The 15,598-nt window shown below is 58.8% G+C and carries 14 protein-coding genes; all 14 read right to left on the minus strand.

What is annotated here, in order from left to right; genetic code table 11:
* Positions 1-53: 53 nt before the first annotated feature.
* Positions 54-848 carry an ABC transporter ATP-binding protein gene (locus NE623_RS01800; protein ID WP_256270916.1) on the minus strand — a complete coding sequence of 265 codons (795 nt, stop codon included), beginning with the start codon at positions 846-848 and terminating at the stop codon, positions 54-56.
* Positions 841-1,788, minus strand: coding sequence for an ABC transporter permease (locus tag NE623_RS01805; RefSeq protein WP_256270915.1), 948 nt, complete (start codon positions 1,786-1,788; stop codon positions 841-843). The genes NE623_RS01800 and NE623_RS01805 overlap by 8 nt, the downstream gene beginning before the upstream one ends.
* 96 nt (positions 1,789-1,884) lie before the next feature.
* Positions 1,885-2,919, minus strand: a complete 1,035-nt coding sequence (locus NE623_RS01810) for an ABC transporter substrate-binding protein (protein WP_256270914.1) — start codon at positions 2,917-2,919, stop codon at positions 1,885-1,887.
* Between the two features lie 242 nt (positions 2,920-3,161).
* A complete protein-coding gene (locus NE623_RS01815) occupies positions 3,162-3,635 on the minus strand; it encodes a PTS sugar transporter subunit IIA (protein WP_256270913.1) in 474 nt (157 codons plus the stop codon).
* Positions 3,636-3,649: 14 nt separating this feature from the next.
* On the minus strand, positions 3,650-4,477 hold the full coding sequence (locus tag NE623_RS01820; RefSeq protein WP_256270912.1) for an HAD family hydrolase: 828 nt from the start codon (positions 4,475-4,477) through the stop codon (positions 3,650-3,652).
* Entirely contained in the window at positions 4,474-5,406 is a 933-nt protein-coding gene (locus NE623_RS01825) for an RluA family pseudouridine synthase (RefSeq protein WP_256270911.1), read from the minus strand. The genes NE623_RS01820 and NE623_RS01825 overlap by 4 nt, the downstream gene beginning before the upstream one ends.
* Complete coding sequence (gene lspA / locus NE623_RS01830) at positions 5,393-5,890, minus strand: signal peptidase II (protein ID WP_256270910.1); 498 nt, start codon at positions 5,888-5,890, stop codon at positions 5,393-5,395. The genes NE623_RS01825 and lspA overlap by 14 nt, the downstream gene beginning before the upstream one ends.
* A 63-nt stretch (positions 5,891-5,953) precedes the next feature.
* Complete coding sequence (ileS, locus tag NE623_RS01835) at positions 5,954-8,728, minus strand: isoleucine--tRNA ligase (protein WP_305146064.1); 2,775 nt, start codon at positions 8,726-8,728, stop codon at positions 5,954-5,956.
* Between the two features lie 227 nt (positions 8,729-8,955).
* Positions 8,956-9,924, minus strand: coding sequence for a DivIVA domain-containing protein (locus tag NE623_RS01840; RefSeq protein ID WP_256270909.1), 969 nt, complete (start codon positions 9,922-9,924; stop codon positions 8,956-8,958).
* 71 nt (positions 9,925-9,995) lie between these two features.
* Positions 9,996-10,799, minus strand: coding sequence for a YlmH/Sll1252 family protein (locus NE623_RS01845; RefSeq protein WP_256270908.1), 804 nt, complete (start codon positions 10,797-10,799; stop codon positions 9,996-9,998).
* Positions 10,786-11,235 (minus strand): cell division protein SepF, encoded by a 450-nt coding sequence (locus NE623_RS01850; RefSeq protein WP_256270907.1) that lies wholly within the window; start codon positions 11,233-11,235, stop codon positions 10,786-10,788. The genes NE623_RS01845 and NE623_RS01850 overlap by 14 nt, the downstream gene beginning before the upstream one ends.
* A 119-nt stretch (positions 11,236-11,354) precedes the next feature.
* Positions 11,355-12,578: an HlyD family efflux transporter periplasmic adaptor subunit gene (locus tag NE623_RS01855; RefSeq protein WP_256270906.1), complete on the minus strand. Its 1,224-nt coding sequence runs from the start codon at positions 12,576-12,578 to the stop codon at positions 11,355-11,357.
* 15 nt (positions 12,579-12,593) lie between these two features.
* Positions 12,594-13,535 carry a tRNA (adenosine(37)-N6)-dimethylallyltransferase MiaA gene (gene miaA, locus NE623_RS01860; RefSeq protein WP_256270905.1) on the minus strand — a complete coding sequence of 314 codons (942 nt, stop codon included), beginning with the start codon at positions 13,533-13,535 and terminating at the stop codon, positions 12,594-12,596.
* Positions 13,519-15,594 carry a DNA mismatch repair endonuclease MutL gene (gene mutL / locus NE623_RS01865; protein ID WP_256270904.1) on the minus strand — a complete coding sequence of 692 codons (2,076 nt, stop codon included), beginning with the start codon at positions 15,592-15,594 and terminating at the stop codon, positions 13,519-13,521. Before mutL ends, miaA begins: the two co-directional genes overlap by 17 nt.
* Positions 15,595-15,598: the final 4 nt, after the last annotated feature.

The raw sequence follows: 15,598 nt of genomic DNA on the forward strand, positions 1-15,598 counted from the left end.
TTACAATTTTATTACAAAAAAGCCCGGGAGGCAATTTTCCCGGGCAAAGCATTTTATGAGAGCAGCATTCTGTCATTGGCAAAGCCGCCGTCGCTCACCTGCTCAAAGCGCTTGAGCAAATCGCTGACCTGTAGGTTCTTCTTCTCTTCACCGCGCACATCATAGATGACGTGGCCTTCATACATCATAATCAGGCGGTTGCCGTATTTGATGGCATCCTTCATATTATGGGTAATCATAAGGGTGGTCAGGTGGTTTTCCTCCACGATTTTTTCCGACAGGGTCAGCACCTTGGCCGCCGTCTTGGGGTCAAGGGCCGCGGTGTGCTCATCCAGCAGCAGGAGCTTGGGCTTCTTCAGGGTGGCCATCAGCAGCGTGACCGCCTGACGCTGTCCGCCGGAGAGCAGGCCCACCTTGCTGGTCATACGGTTTTCCAGCCCCAAATCCAGCGTTTTGAGCAGCTCATAATATTCCTCATGCTCCTTTTTGGTGATGCCGGTTTTCAGCGTGCGGGCCAGACCCCGGCGGGCTGCCAGCGCCAGATTTTCATCAATCTGCATGGTTGCCGCCGTGCCCATCATCGGATCTTGAAAAACGCGGCCGATGTACTTGGCGCGCTTATGCTCCGACAGGCGGGTCACGTCCTGTCCGTCAATGATGATTTTGCCCATATCGACCGGCCAGACACCCGCAACCGCGTTCAGCATAGTGGACTTGCCCGCGCCGTTGCCACCGATAACCGTGACAAAGTCACCGTCCTCCAGCGTAAGGTTCAGGTCCTTCAGTGCCACCTTTTCATTGACGGTGCCTGCGTTGAAGGTCTTGTACACATTTTTGATTTCAAGCATTGTCCTTGCCTCCCTTTTTCACAGGCGTCTTGGTGAAGTATTTGCCCTTCCAGTACGGAATGGTCAGGAATACAGCCACAACCAGTGCGGTGAGCAGCTTGAGGTCATCGGTGGACAGACCCATGCGCAGCACGAAGTTCATAACAATGTAGTAGATGATAGCGCCAATGACGGCCGCCAGCAGCTTGAGTGCGAAGTTGCGGAAGATTTTGCTGAAGATAACCTCGCCGATGATGACCGCCGCCAGACCGATAACGATTGCGCCGCGGCCCATATTGATATCCGAGAAGCCCTGATACTGCGCCAGCAGGCCACCGGCCAGTGCAACCAGACCGTTGGAAACCATCAGCCCCAGCACAATGGTGACATTCGTGTTGATGCCCTGTGCGCGGGCCATATGCTGGTTTGCGCCGGTGGCACGCAGCGAGCAGCCCATTTCAGTGCCGAAGAACCAGTACAGAACACCAATCAGGATAGCGCAGAAAATGACCAGTACAATAATCGGGTTATTCGCTGCCAGCGCACGCACATAGCGGGCCGAAACCAGCAGGCTGTACTTGTCCACGCTGATAGGCAGGTTGGCTTTACCGCCGCCGGTGCCGGTACCCATAATGCGCAGATTGACCGAGTAGAGCGCCAGCTGTGTCAGGATACCGGCCAGAATAGCCGGTATACCGCAGGCGGTATGGAACAGACCTGTGACCAGGCCTGCCAGCATACCGACCAGCGTAGCCGCCAAAAGCGCCACACCCACCGGTACGCCGTTCAGAACCAGCACAACACAGACCGCGCCGCCGGTGCCCAGAGAGCCGTCAACGGTCAAATCGGCCACATCCAGAATACGGTAGGTAATATAGACGCCGATGGCCATAATGCCCCAGATGAGACCCTGTGCCACAGCACCGGGCATGGAGTTTATCAAAGAGGTCAGGAAATCCATAAAACATCCTCATTTCATAGGCACCAAAACAGCGGGGAAAGAGAACAGCACTCCCCTTCCTCGCTGTTATGATGTTTTTTTACTGCTGCTTTCGTCTTAGTCGATGGCCACGTAATCAGCCGGCGGCGTGATGCCGAGGGCCTCGCAGTTGGCAGCGTTGTACTTTTTGGTAACGTTGGGTGCATACTCAACCGGCATGGTGGAGACGTCTGCACCCTCGGCCAGAATCTTGGCGGCCATCTCACCGGTGGCGTAGCCCAGATCGTAGTAGCTGATGGACAGCGTAGCAACGCCGCAGCCGTTGCAGATGCCTTCCTCACCGGCCACTACAGGAACCTTGGCGGGAATGACCACGTTGGCGATGGCCTCGGTGTTGGAGGCTGCCGTGTTGTCCGTGGGGATGTAGATAACGTCAGAGTTGTCAGCGGCAGTCTGTGCCACAGAGGTAACATCATTCGTATCGGTGAAGGCATAGCGGGCCACGGTGTAGCCCTCCTCGGTCAGGTAACCCTCAATGACGTCACACTGGTAGACGGAGTTCGGTTCGGCGCTGCAGTAGAGCAGGCCGACATTCTTGGCGTCCGGGAACAGCTCCTGAATCATAGCAGCCTGCTGGTCCAGCGGCGCAAGGTCAGAGGTGCCGGAAATGTTGTTGCCGACCGTGCCGGTCCAGCCACTGATATCCAGCGCCGTGGCGTAGTCCGTGACAGAGGTGCCCAGCACCGGGATGTCTGCGGTAGCCTGTGCAGCAGCCTGCAGCGGTGCGGTGGCATTGGCCAGAATCAAATCCACATTATTGGAAACAAAGCCGTTCACGATGGTGGCGCAGTTGGCAGAGTCGCCGGAGGCGTTCTGCTCGTCAAACTTGACGTTGCCCTCGCCCAGCTTCTCGGTCAAGGCGTCTTTGAAGCCCTGCGTAGCGGCGTCCAGTGCCTCGTGCTGGACAAGCTGGCAGATGCCGACGTTGTAGACCTTGCCATCCGCAGCGGCGGTGCTGTCGGCGGCGGCTTCGCTGCTGGAAGCGGCGGTGTCAGCGGTGGATGCTGCGGTATCCGTGGAAGCGGAAGATCCGCAGGCGGCCAGGCCCATCGTCAGGGCGGCGGCCATCATGAGAGAGACTGCTTTTTTCATTGTATATTCCTCCAATGCACCCGCTGCGCACCTTTTGTTTCAGGTGTACACCCACATTCCCTCACGTGGGTCCCTCCGCGCAGCCGGTTTAGTGCTTTAAAGTATAGCACACTTTAGTGGTTTAAAGCAAGTGCAAATCCGTATAATACAGCAGCAAAATTTTATATTGTTTTGTGCAAATCGACGGTTTTGTCTGAACTTGCAGGCAAAAAATATCCCGGCCGCGTTGGGCCGGGATGGGTTTACTCTGCAAAGCAGGCGTTTTCGGTTTTGGCAATCAGCTCCACAAAGCGTTGGGGGTTGCTGGCGGTGTGCAGAGCCTCCGTCAGCTCACTGCGGCTGAGCAGATTCACCAGCCGCGCCAGAATCTGTAAATGCAGGCTTTCGCTTCCCGGCGGAACGGCAATCATAAAAATCAAATCCACCGGTGCCCCATCAGGTGCGCCCCAGTCCACGCCGCGGCGCAGTAGCACCGCCGAAATGCCCGGCGCGGACACACCCGCGTTGCTGGCATGGGGCAGCGCAATGCCGCCGCCTATGGCTGTGGTTCCGCCAAAGCTCTCCCGCGCGGAGACAGCCTTGTAATAGGCGTTTCCGTTTGTGATAACGCCTATTCCCTCCTGCAGCTCCACCAGAATTCCCAGTGCATCAGCAGAATTATCTATCTTTGCCTGAAGCAGTACACCCTTCGGGTTCATGAATTTGCTGACTTTCATCGTCATGCCCTCTTTTACGCTTCGGCCTTGCCAATCAGGCTGTACAGGTACTCGCCCACTGCGCCCTCGGCGCAGGTGCAAGTCGTCACGTGGTCGGCGGCCGCCTTGACCTCAGCCGGGGCGTTGGCAACCGCCACCGCATACCCGGCCTCCCGCATCAGCTCCAGATCATTGTAGTAATCACCGATAACCACCGTGTTTTTCATGGATTTGCTCATCAGTGCGCAGAGGTCATGCAGGCCGCTTGCCTTGCTGACACCGCCAGGCATAATTTCCAGATAGATGCTGTTGGTGGCCAGGAAATAGTTATCCCTGCCGTAATATTTCGTCTTGGCGTACTGGCCCAGCTTGCGGATGCTCTCCGGGTCGGAGGCGAACACCACCTTGACCCAGCCATCCGGCACGGACTCCACCGGGCAGGCAATGCTGCCTAGCTGCTCATCCACCTGATGGGCGTGGGTCACCTCGTTGGCGTGAATCACGTACATTTCGCCGTTGCCCGCCATAACCTCAACACCCATGCGCGGGAACTTGTTCAAAATATCCAGAATCGCCGTGGTGGCCTGCTCCCGGTTCAGCGTGGAACGGTGGAGCACCGAGTCCGTGGAGAAATCATACAGCAGCGCACCATTGCAGGAGATAGCCGGCAGAGACAGCTTGATGTCCCCCAGCGCCGCACGGATGGACTCCGGCGGGCGGCCTGTGGCCACTGTAAAAAGTCCCCCCATGCTGGTGTACAGCTGGATGACGGCCCGGTTGCAGGCAGGGATGCCCGCCTTGGCCGTCAGTAGGGTGTTATCCATATCACAGATTACAAGGGTATCGCTGAGGGGTGCTTTCATGTGCGATGTTCCTTTCTTAACCGTGTCAGAAAATCTGTAAAATAAGGCGGCAGGGGTGAATCAAACTGCATCCACTGCCCTGTTTTCGGGTGGACAAAGCCCAGCTCCTTCGCGTGTAAGCATTGGCCGCCCAGTGCCTTGATGCAGTTTTTGGGACCGTAGACGGCATCCCCCGCCAGCGGGTGGCCTGTGGAGGTCATATGTACGCGTATCTGGTGGGTACGCCCGGTTTTGAGCTTACAGGCAATGTAGGTGAAGTTGCCGTACCGTTCCAGTGTCTGCCAGCCCGTATAGGCATACTTGGCCCCCGGTGCGTTCTCCGGCAGGACCGCCATTTTCTTGCGGTCTCTGGGGTCGCGGCCCAGCCACGCTTCCACATAGCCCTCGTCCTCCTTCAGGTTGCCGTAGACAACCGCGTGGTAGACGCGGTGGATGCTGTGCACGCTCATCTGTTCACTGAGCGCATGGTGGGCTGCGTCATTTTTGGCCACCACCAGCAGGCCGCTGGTGTCCTTGTCAATACGGTGCACAATGCCGGGGCGGATGGCGCCGCCAATGCCGGACAGCTGCCCCGCACAGTGGTAGAGCAGCGCATTGACCAGCGTGCCGTCCGGGTTGCCGGGTGCCGGGTGGACAACCATCCCCTTCGGCTTGTTGACCACCAGAAGGTCCTCGTCCTCATAGACAATATCCAGCGGGATGTTCTGGGGTACGGCCTCGATGGGCTGCGGGTCGAGCAGGTCAATGGTATAGACAGCGCCGGGAAGGACCTTTTCCTTTTTGTTGACCGGCGCGCCGTTCCGCGTCACAAGGCCCTGCTCCATCAGCCCCTGCAGCGCACTGCGGGACAATGTCGGGCACTGCCCTGCCAGCCACGCATCCAGGCGGCCTGTGTCACCGGGCGCAGCCGTAAACTCAAGCCGTTCCATCGTCCTCCGCCTTCTGCTGTGTCGGCGCATCCTTTTTGGTGGAGTCCAGAAGCAGCACCAGCATCAGCAGGCCAACGCCCACACAGACGCAGATATCCGCAAAATTGAAGATGGCAAAGTGCATAAACAGCACGTTGATGTAGTCCACCACAACGCCGTTGAGCACGCGGTCAATGAGGTTGCCCACGCCGCCGCCCAGCACCAGCGTCCATGCAATGCGCTCTGCCAACGGCATTTTACGCACAAACAGCATAACCAGAACGGCCACCAGCATAACGGATGTTACACCAATCAGCAGCCCCTGCTTGCCCGCCAGCATCGAGAATGCCATACCGTCATTCAGGCAATAGCGCAGCTCCACAATGCCGGGCAGTACCTCCATACTGCCCACCGGCAGCAGCGCCGCCGTGGCCCAGTGCTTGATAAGCTGGTCCAGTACGACCAGTACGGCCGCCCCCAGCAGAGATAACAAACCAGAAATCATACGTCACCTTATCCGAAAAAATCAGCGGTGCTTACACGTATAAGCACCGCTGACGGGTAAAACTTACTGTTTCAGAACCTTAGCGCAGCGCGGGCACAGACCGTCCTCGCCAACGGAAGGCTCATACTTCCAGCAGCGCAGGCACTTGTTGCCGGCCGCATGGGCAGCACTGACGCCAAGACCCTCAACCAGGCCCTTGACGCCGCCCTCACCCTCAACGAGGTCAACGTGAGAGACGATGAACAAATCAGCCAGCTCATCCATCGGGATGGCGTTCAAGAAGTCATAGACCTCCTTGCTGCAATAAAGCGTCAGGCTGGCTTCCAGCGCAGAGCCAATGACCTTATCGGCACGGGCCTGCTCCAGAACCTTCTTGACATCGTCACGGATGGCCATGATGCGATCCCACTTGGCCTCAAACGCCTCATCGGCAGCAGCCTTTGCCTCGGGCATCTGCTCAAAGACAACATAGTCCTTCATGCCGGGCAGCTTCGGGATATAGCTCCAGATTTCCTGGCTGGTGAAGCACAGGATGGGTGCCAGCAGCTTGGTGAAGTCCACCAGAATGCGGTACAGGGCACTCTGGGCGCAGCGGCGGGCATGGTCATCGGCGCAGTACAGGCGATCCTTGATGACGTCCATATAGAAGTTGGACATATCAATGACGCAGAAGTTGTACAGTGCGTGGTAGGCGCGGCTGAAGTCATAGTGGTCATAGGCATCGCGCAGGTTGGCGGTCAGCTTGTTGCAGGCCTCCAGTGCCCAGCGGTCAATCTCAAACAGCTGATCCTCTGCAACCATATCCTTGGCGGGGTCAAAATCGTTGATGTTGCCCAGCATGAAGCGGGCGGTGTTGCGCATCTTGCGGTATGCCTCGGACAGCTGGCGGAAGATTTCCTTACCGGCGCGGACGTCAACGGTGTAATCGCTGGAAGCAACCCACAGGCGGATGATATCCGCACCATAGTCGCGGATAATCTCGCTGGGCTCCATGCCGTTGCCGGCGGATTTGTGCATCTGCTTGCCCTGTGCGTCCACAACCCAGCCGTGGCACAGAACCTCACGGTACGGCGCAACGCCCTGCGTGGCCACACTGGTCAGCAGGCTGGACTGGAACCAACCGCGGAACTGGTCGGCACCCTCCATATACATATCGACGGGCCAGCGCAGCTCGGGACGTTCACGGCAGACAGCGCTCCATGTGGAGCCGGAGTCAAACCAGACATCCATGATATCGGGGTCCTTCTCCCAGTCGGAAGCACCGCACTCGCAGACCTCGGATTTCGGCATGATGTCATTGGCATCATACTTGTACCAGGCATCGCTGCCTTCCTTGCGGAACAGGTCAGAGACAGCCTTGATGGAGGCGTCGGTGATGTGGTACTTGCCGCACTTCTTGCAGTAGAACACCGGGATGGGCACGCCCCAGACGCGCTGACGGCTGATGCACCAGTCACTGCGGTCGCGCACCATGCCCGCCATACGGTCATGGCCCCACGCCGGCTGCCAGTGCACGCTGTCGATGGCCTTGTAGACATCCTCCTTGAAGGCATCGATGGAGCAGAACCACTGCTCGGTAGCGCGGAAGATGATGGGATGATGGCAGCGCCAGCAATGCGGATACTGGTGGGTGATGTGCTGCACGCCCATCAGATGGCCGCTTTCCTTGATGTGCTCCAGAATGACCTTGTTGGCATCCCAGACCTTCAGACCGGCAAACTTTTCACCGGCTTCAGCGGTCAGGCGACCGGCGTCATCGACAGGAACCACAACGGGAACCTGCGGATAGTGGTTGACGCAGACCTCAAAGTCCTCCACGCCGTGGCCGGGAGCCGTGTGGACGCAGCCAGTGCCGCCTTCCAGCGTGACATGGTCGCCCAGAATGACCAGACCCTTGCGGTCGAGGAAGGGATGCTGATACTGCATCAGCTCCAGCTCGCTGCCCAGAACGGTCTCAGGCAGGATTTCATACTCGTCGATGTGGCAGCCATTCATCGTGGACTCCACCAGCTCGCGGGCCATGATGTGGTAGGCATCGCCAATCTTGACGAAAGCATATTCCAGATTGGGGTTCAGGCAGGTGGCCACGTTGGCGGGCAGCGTCCAGGTGGTGGTGGTCCAGATGACAATCCAGGCCTTTTCCAGCGGGATGTTGTGCTTGGCCAGCACGCCGTTGGGGTCGTCCGTCAGCTTGAAGCGGACGTAGATGGAATCGCACTCGTCCTCGGCGTACTCAATCTCGGCCTCGGCCAGCGCGGTGCGGTCCTCGGGGCACCAGTAGACAGCCTTCATGCCCTTGTAGATGTAGCCCTTCTTGGCCATCTCGCCGAAGATTTCCACCTGACGGGCCTCAAACTCGGGGCGCAGGGTCAGATAAGGGTTCTCGAAATCGCCCTGCACGCCCAGACGCTTGAACTGCTCGTTCATAACGCCGATGTGCTCGGTGGCAAATTCCTTACAAATCTGACGCAACTCCAGCTTGGAGACGCCCGCCTTCTTGTCACCCAGAGAGCTGAGTGCCTTCAGCTCGATAGGCAGGCCGTGGGTGTCATAGCCGGGCACATAGGGTGCCTGGAAGCCAGACATATTCTTATAGCGGATGATGATATCCTTGATAATCTTGTTCAGGGCCGTACCCATATGGATATTGCCGTTGGCATACGGAGGGCCGTCATGCAGGATATACTGCGGCTTGCCCTCATTGTTTTTAATCATCTGCTCGTAGACGTGGTTTTTCTCCCAGTCCTCCAGCATTTTGGGTTCCTTTTTCGGCAGACCAGCCCGCATTTCAAATGGGGTCTGCATCTTGTGGATGGTGTCGTTATAGTTCTGCGCCAAGGTTTCCTACTCTCCTCTATTTTATGGATTCTTCAGGCCATACCACATAATTCTAAGTGTCGATGCAGCAAGCGAGAAGTACAAGCTGCTAAGCAAAAAGCGCAGATAATACTGGAGTATTATCGAGCATTTTCGCAACGCAGATTGTGCTTCACAGCCACGGCAGCGGTGCTTAAGCCGTAAGGCGCGAATTGTGCGGTGTTGCCATAGTTATATCACATTCGGTGTCAGCTGTCAAAGTCAACGCCTTCAAAGTTATCGAACGCCGGGGAGTTCAGCTCCTCCTGGGGTTCGGCACTTGCTTTTTTGCGGGTGGTGCGCTTGGCCGTGGTGCCGGTCTTGCGGGTGCGGCGGGCAGGTTTTGCCTCCGGCTCGTCATACAGGCCGGACACATCCTGAAAACGGCTCTCGTCAATGGCGGACTCCTCCGGGGCGCTGTAGGCCGGGGCCTCGTCCGGCTCCTCCGGGTGGGGCGCAATGGCAAACTCCACCGTGTCCACCTTCTCGGTGTTCAGCGGGGTGCGCTGCGGCTCTGCCGCAGGCTGTGCGGCGGGCTCCTCATAGTAGGCCGTGGGCTGCTCCTGCACCGGGGCAGGCTCGGGGGCAGGCTGAGCGATTGGCTGCGCGTAGACAGGCTCCTGCGCAGCAACCTGCTGCACGGGAGCCGCCTGTGTAGCGGGCTGTACCGGTGCTGCTGTCTGCTCCGGCGCAGGCTGGGCCGGGTGGGCAGGCTCTTCCTCGGGCTGCGGGGTGTAGTCCGGCAGCTTATTGATGAGGTTGATGTGCTTGCGGTACATCTCAATCAAGGAGCGCTTGAAGCTGTCCGCCTCACTCTTGAGGGTGACAATCTCCTGCTTGGCCAGCTCCACATCATCGCGGGAGCGCTGCTCACGGTCCTCCGCCTTGATGTTGGCGGCGCGGATAATCTCGGCTGCCTTCTGCTTGGCCTCGCGGATGACATTCTCGCCCAGACGCTGGGCGTTAATCATCGTGGTGCTCAGGGTATCTTCCATCGTGCGGTACTGTTCAATGCGCTGGGCCAGCACAACGAGCTTTTTCTGCAAATCATCGTTCTGGGCGGCCAGATCATCCATCGTCTGCGCCACCTCTTTCAGATAAGCATCCACGTCCTCACGGCGATAGCCCTGAAACGCCTTGTCAAAGGTTACATGGCGGACATCCTCAGAAGAGATCATGATTTTCCTCCTGTATGCAGGGCGCGGTGCCCTGTTATTCCCGGCCCGCGGCCTGCGGGCAGATCATGCGCTCAATATTGGTAAAAGGATATGAACAGGCGGTCCTTGCGACTTTTGCCGCCAATGGCCGCCAGCTTAAAGCGCCCCACACCCCGCACGGTGAAGATATCCTCAGCGTAGGCGGTCTCGTGGGCGGCCTTCAGCGGCAGATGGTTGATTTCCACCCGGCCAGCCGTGATATATTCCGCGGCGCGAGTGCGGGAGGTGTGCAGCATAACCGCCAGCACAGCATCCGCACGCAGGGAGGGCACGGTTGCCTCCTGCAGAGGGCGCTCCGGCCCTGCGGCCAGCTGCGGCGGCAGGGCATCAAGACAGTCGGTATGCACCGTGCTGTGGCCTGCGCTGGTCAGCTCGGACGCGATAAACGCCTGCTTATCAGCCAGAACCACCGCATAAAAAGTGTCCGTATGCGCAGGGTCTGCCAGCAAATCTCCCACACAGGTGCGCTCAAGCCCCAGCCCCAGAATGGAGCCAAGATAGTCCCGGTGGGTGGGCAGCTTATCGCCGTAGGCTGTAAACTGCAGATAGGCCAGCGGCTCTTCCTGCCAGGCGCCGGGCGGCTCAATGCAGAGCACCCTGCGCTCGGCGTCCGGGTAGCCGCCCCAGAAGCGGATGGCGGTGCAACCGGCCTTGTTGCAGGCGGCCTGCGCCAGACTCTGCTCCCGGTCCGAGAGAAAGCCGGTATAGCGCGGGATACCGCGAGCCTCGGCCACACGGCAAAGCTCTTCCACACGGTGCATCAGGCGGCGCTCATCATCATTCTGCGGCGGCACAAAGCCGCGGCAGGCAGACTGCGGGGTATCAGAAGAATACACCGTTATTCTCCAGCTCGTCGATGAGGTCGCCCATAATATCAACGTTGTACGGCGTGATGATGAAGGTGCTGGTGGCCACGCGTTTAATCTGGCCGTTGTTGGCGTAGGCCACGCCGGACAGGAAATCAATCAGGCGGCGGGAAACCTCCTTGCCGGTGGATTCCAGATTCAGCACAACCGTGCGCTTGGCGTTGAGCTGGTCAGCGATGGTCGAAGCATCCTCAAAGCGTTCTGGCTTGACCAGAACAACCTGCAGCTGGGTCGTGGCATTGATGTTCACGACCTTATTGCTGTGCTGTTTGACCTCCTGCTGGTTATAGTCCTGCGCGGCAGCACCCTGCCCGCCGGGAAAAATTTCATCTTCGGTATCATCCACATAGGAATCCGCATCGGGGTCAATACCGAGCTTGCTTTTCAAACTGTCAAACATGGACATGGTCGTAAAACTCCTTTAAGAAAGTAGCGCTGTTTACGTCAGCGCACTATTACAGCGATATATACTAAATATTATCTGCTATTTCGGCGGTCTTGTCAATACAAAATGCCGTAATTTCGTCACAATAGTTTGCCGTCCTGCAGATTTGTGCCCTCCACGATAATCTCATCGTAGAGACGCACCTCATTTTCGGTGCCGATTTTGCCGTTTTCGGGAATCAGAATATAGCTGTCATTCTCGTACAGCGTTGTGATTTTCAAAAAGCGCTGCAGATTGCCGTACTTGACATAGACACCGCGCTGGCCGTTCACAATGTGCAGGGCCTCCTTGTCGATGCGGATGCCCTCATAGGTTTTCAAGTCAACCTGTACGGTCTCCTGCCCAAAGCTCAGAACCTCGGCATTGATGGTCTGGCATTGCAGAACAATTTTGGCAAGGCCCGCGTCCTTGTCCTCCACAATTTCCTCCACCGTGGCGGCCAGCGGGGTGTTCTGCTTGCCCGGCACGCTGATTTTTACAGAGCTGATGTTGTCAAACCTCGCTGCCGTATCCAAATCACAGACGGCATAAAAGCGCCACGAGAAGCCGGTTGTAATCTGCCCGGCACGGTCGGTAGAGGCCGCAGGAAAGCCATTCTGGAGCAGCTGCTGCAGCGCGGCAGGGTCGGCGTCCTCCAGCGTTTGGCGGTCAACCGCAATGGCGGGCGAGGCCGCTGTGCTGCTGAAATAGCCGTTTGTGGTGGCTGTGATGGTCTGCAGCGCGTCCAGCTCGCTTTTTATCGCATCATACTCTGTCTGCAGCGCTGCAACGGAATCTGTGAATCCCGCCGTCTGGCCGGTGCTGATCTGCAGGCGGTTCTGTGCCAGCACGAAGTTATCCTCGGCGTCCGAAATGCCGCTGTACTGTGCGGTGTCCAGCTTATCCAGCAGATTGTACAGCGCCTGTCGGCGCTGGCTGGCCAGCACATTCAGGTCGCTGCCAGTGGAATTTTCGGATTTAGTCAGCAGCGTTATCGTGCGGTCCAGCCGGTCCAGACGCTCCCGCTGCAGGCCCTGTGCGTCATCGGTGTAGCACTCCGCCACAACCGTTCCGTTTGTCACGCGCTCACCGTCTTTGACAAGATAGCCAAGGTTGCCGCTGCCCGGCACATCCACCGTGTCAAAGGCAACCACACCATCGAGATTGATGCTCTCGGCCAGTGTGTACGTGATGGCGGTTTCCGTCTTGTAGGAATGGTGAAAAATCACGAAGCACTGTACAATAATGTAAATTGAGACAAGCGCCAGTGCCAGCAGACCGACTGCATGAAGAATCTTTTTTGCCGCAGGGCGGTCATTTTTCACTGTGCGCTCACCTCCTTACTGCTGCAGAAATTCCCGCACCAGTTCACAGGCGCGGTCGAGGACATTTTCCTCATCAATATAAAGCCAGACGGCATCGTTCTGGCGGCGGAACCACGTCAGCTGGCGCTTGGCGTAGTTGCGGGTAGCCTGCTTGAGCCTTGCGGTACATTCGTCGAGACTGCCTGTGCCTTCAAAATACGGAAAAAACTCCTTGTAGCCGATGGCCTGCGCCGCAGTACGGTAGGTATCGCGGTGGTCATAGACCTGCTTTGCCTCCGCAAGGACGCCGTTTTCCACCATCAGATTCACCCGGCGTTCAATGCGGTCATAGAGCACTGCGCGGTCGCGGCAGGTCAGGCAGAGACAGAGTGAACGATACGGCGGCTCTGCTGGCCGTGCGTTCACGCGCTCCTCGCTCATTCTGCGGCCTGTGGCCGCATACAGCTCCAATGCGCGGATTACCCGCGGCAGATTATTGGGGTGTACCTGTGCGGCATAGTCCGGGTCAATGCTCTGAAGCTCGGCATACAGCGCCGCACCGCCCTCCGCTTCGGCCCTTTCCTGCAGGCGGGCGCGGATGGCTGGGTCCGTCTTTTCGGGGGCAAAGGCCATGCCGTTCAACAGACTTGTAATATACAGCCCTGTGCCGCCCACCACAAGGGGCAGCTTGCCCCGGGCGGTGATTTCCTGTATCAGCGGGTCAGCGGCGGCGGTAAAATCCGCTACGCTGTAAGGCGTCTCCGGCGGCAGGAAGTCAAGAAGATAGTGGGGTACCCCCTGCCGTTCCTCTATGCTCGGCTTTGCCGTGCCTACGTCCAGATTCTTGTAAATCTGCATCGAGTCTGCGTTGATGATTTCTCCACCAAAGGCTTTGGCAAGCCCTACGGAAAGTGCGGTCTTGCCGCTGGCCGTGGGCCCGCCGACCGCGATAACGCGGGATTTAGACAAGTCGGCCAAACTGCTTTTCCAGCTCCTTCCGGGTGATTTTCAGCACGCAGGGGCGGCCATGCGGGCAGAACGGCGGCACTGTGCCGTCCATAATGTGCTGGGCCAGCACCAGCATTTCTGCAGCATTGGTGCGGTCGCCCGCCTTGATGGCCGCACGGCAGGCAATGGAATGTAACACCCACTCGGTCTTTTCGCGCAGGGCATCACGGCCGCCGTCCGCCAACTTGGCGGCCAACTCCACCAGCATATCCTCCACATCATCCACCGGTACATCGGCGGGCACGGCGCGCACCACAACGGTGGCACCGCCAAAGTCCTCGGCCTCAATGCCCGCATCGGTCAGCAGGTCAAGGTTCTGCAGAACCGCCTGCTTTTCTGCCGCGGTCAGGTTGACCTGCACCGGCACCAGCAGCATCTGGGACGGCACATTGCCGTAGTCCTTCGCCAGCTGTTCAAACAGCAGCCTTTCGTGCGCGGCGTGCTTGTCAATCAGGCAGAGTTCCCCGCCGCGCTCGGTGATGATATAGGTCTTGAACACCTCGCCCACAAGGCGCAGCGGCTCGCTCTCCGGCGGCGGGGTCAGCGTTGTCTGCTCGGGGCTCGTTATGACTTTGTCCGGCAGCGCGCTGAGAGCGTGCAGGTCATTCTGGACGTATTCCGTCTCCGGGTCAGGCTGCACCGGCTGCGGCGCCGGGGGCTCGTCCGGCATATCGGGCAGGATATCCAGCAGGGTGTCATCCGCCGCGGCGGGCGGCATCGGCTGCGGCGCCGGGAGGGTGATTTTCTCTACCGGCGGCGTCGGGGTCAGCGGCTTCGGCGCGGGCCCCGCATCGTAGGCAGGCTTTGCGGATTCCACCGTCACCACGCCGGGCAGCGGCCTTGCGGGCACAGGTGCCGTCAGACCGTTCAAGGCGCGGTATTCCGCAGCAGAAAGCGTTGTAAAACCGCCCTTTTTCGGCAAAACGGACGGCCCGGCCGCAGGCTTGGCGGGCGCGGCGGGCGTTACAGGCTTTGCTTTCTCCTGCGTCTGGCTCTCGCCGGGTGCGGTATGACCCATTTCAAACCGGCACTCACCGCTGCCAGGGGTGGCCAGCGCCGCGCGCACAGCGCGGTAGACAGCGTCAAAGACGTCACTTTCCTTGGCAAAGCGTATCTCGGTCTTGGCCGGGTGAACGTTGACATCCACCATATCGGGCGGCAGCTCCAACATAAGCACCGCGCCGGGGAACTTCCCCTGCATCATCGTGCCCTTGTAGGCGTTTTCCAGCGCCGCCATCATGGTGCGGTTCTTGACATAACGGCCATTCACAAAGAAATGCTGTGCGCCGCGGCTGGCACGGCAGGCGCGGGGCGGCGTAATCAGGCCGGTGACATGGTACAGGTCACTGCCGCCCTCCACCGCCAGCAAATCGCGGGCAAATTCCCGGCCCAGCACCGCATAGACCGCACTGCGCAGGTCGCCGTCACCGGGGGTCACATACTGCTGCTTTCCATCGCGGGTGAAGCGGAAGCTGATTTCCGGGTGGGACAGTGCCGCGTGCAGCACCGTCTCGGCCACAAAGGTGCCCTCGCTGGCGTCCTTTTTCAAAAACTTCATGCGGGCGGGGGTGTTGTAGAACAAATCGTTGACGGTGATAGTGGTACCGACCGGCCGTGCGCCTGGCTCCATCCCCTGCGGCTCGCCGCCTTCGATGCGGTAGCAACAAGCAAATTCATCCGCCTCGGTGCGGGTCAGCACCTCAACCCGGGCCACGCTGGCAATGGAGGCCAGCGCCTCACCGCGGAAGCCCAGTGTGTGAATACGCCCCAAGTCCTCCGCCGTGGCAATCTTGCTGGTGGCATGGCGGATAAACGCCTTGTCGATATATTCCGCCTCAATGCCGGAGCCGTTGTCCACAATCTGCAGCTGCTGGATGCCGCCCCGCACCGCCGACAGCGAAATCTGCGTTGCGCCCGCGTCAATTGCGTTTTCCAGCAGCTCCTTCGCCACGGAGGCAGGCCGTTCCACAACCTCGCCTGCCGCAATCAGTTCCGCGGTATGCTTATCCAGTACACGAATTTCCGCCATACTC

It is taken from the genome of Gemmiger formicilis (assembly GCF_024462815.1).
Classification (GTDB): Bacteria; Bacillota; Clostridia; order Oscillospirales; family Ruminococcaceae; genus Gemmiger.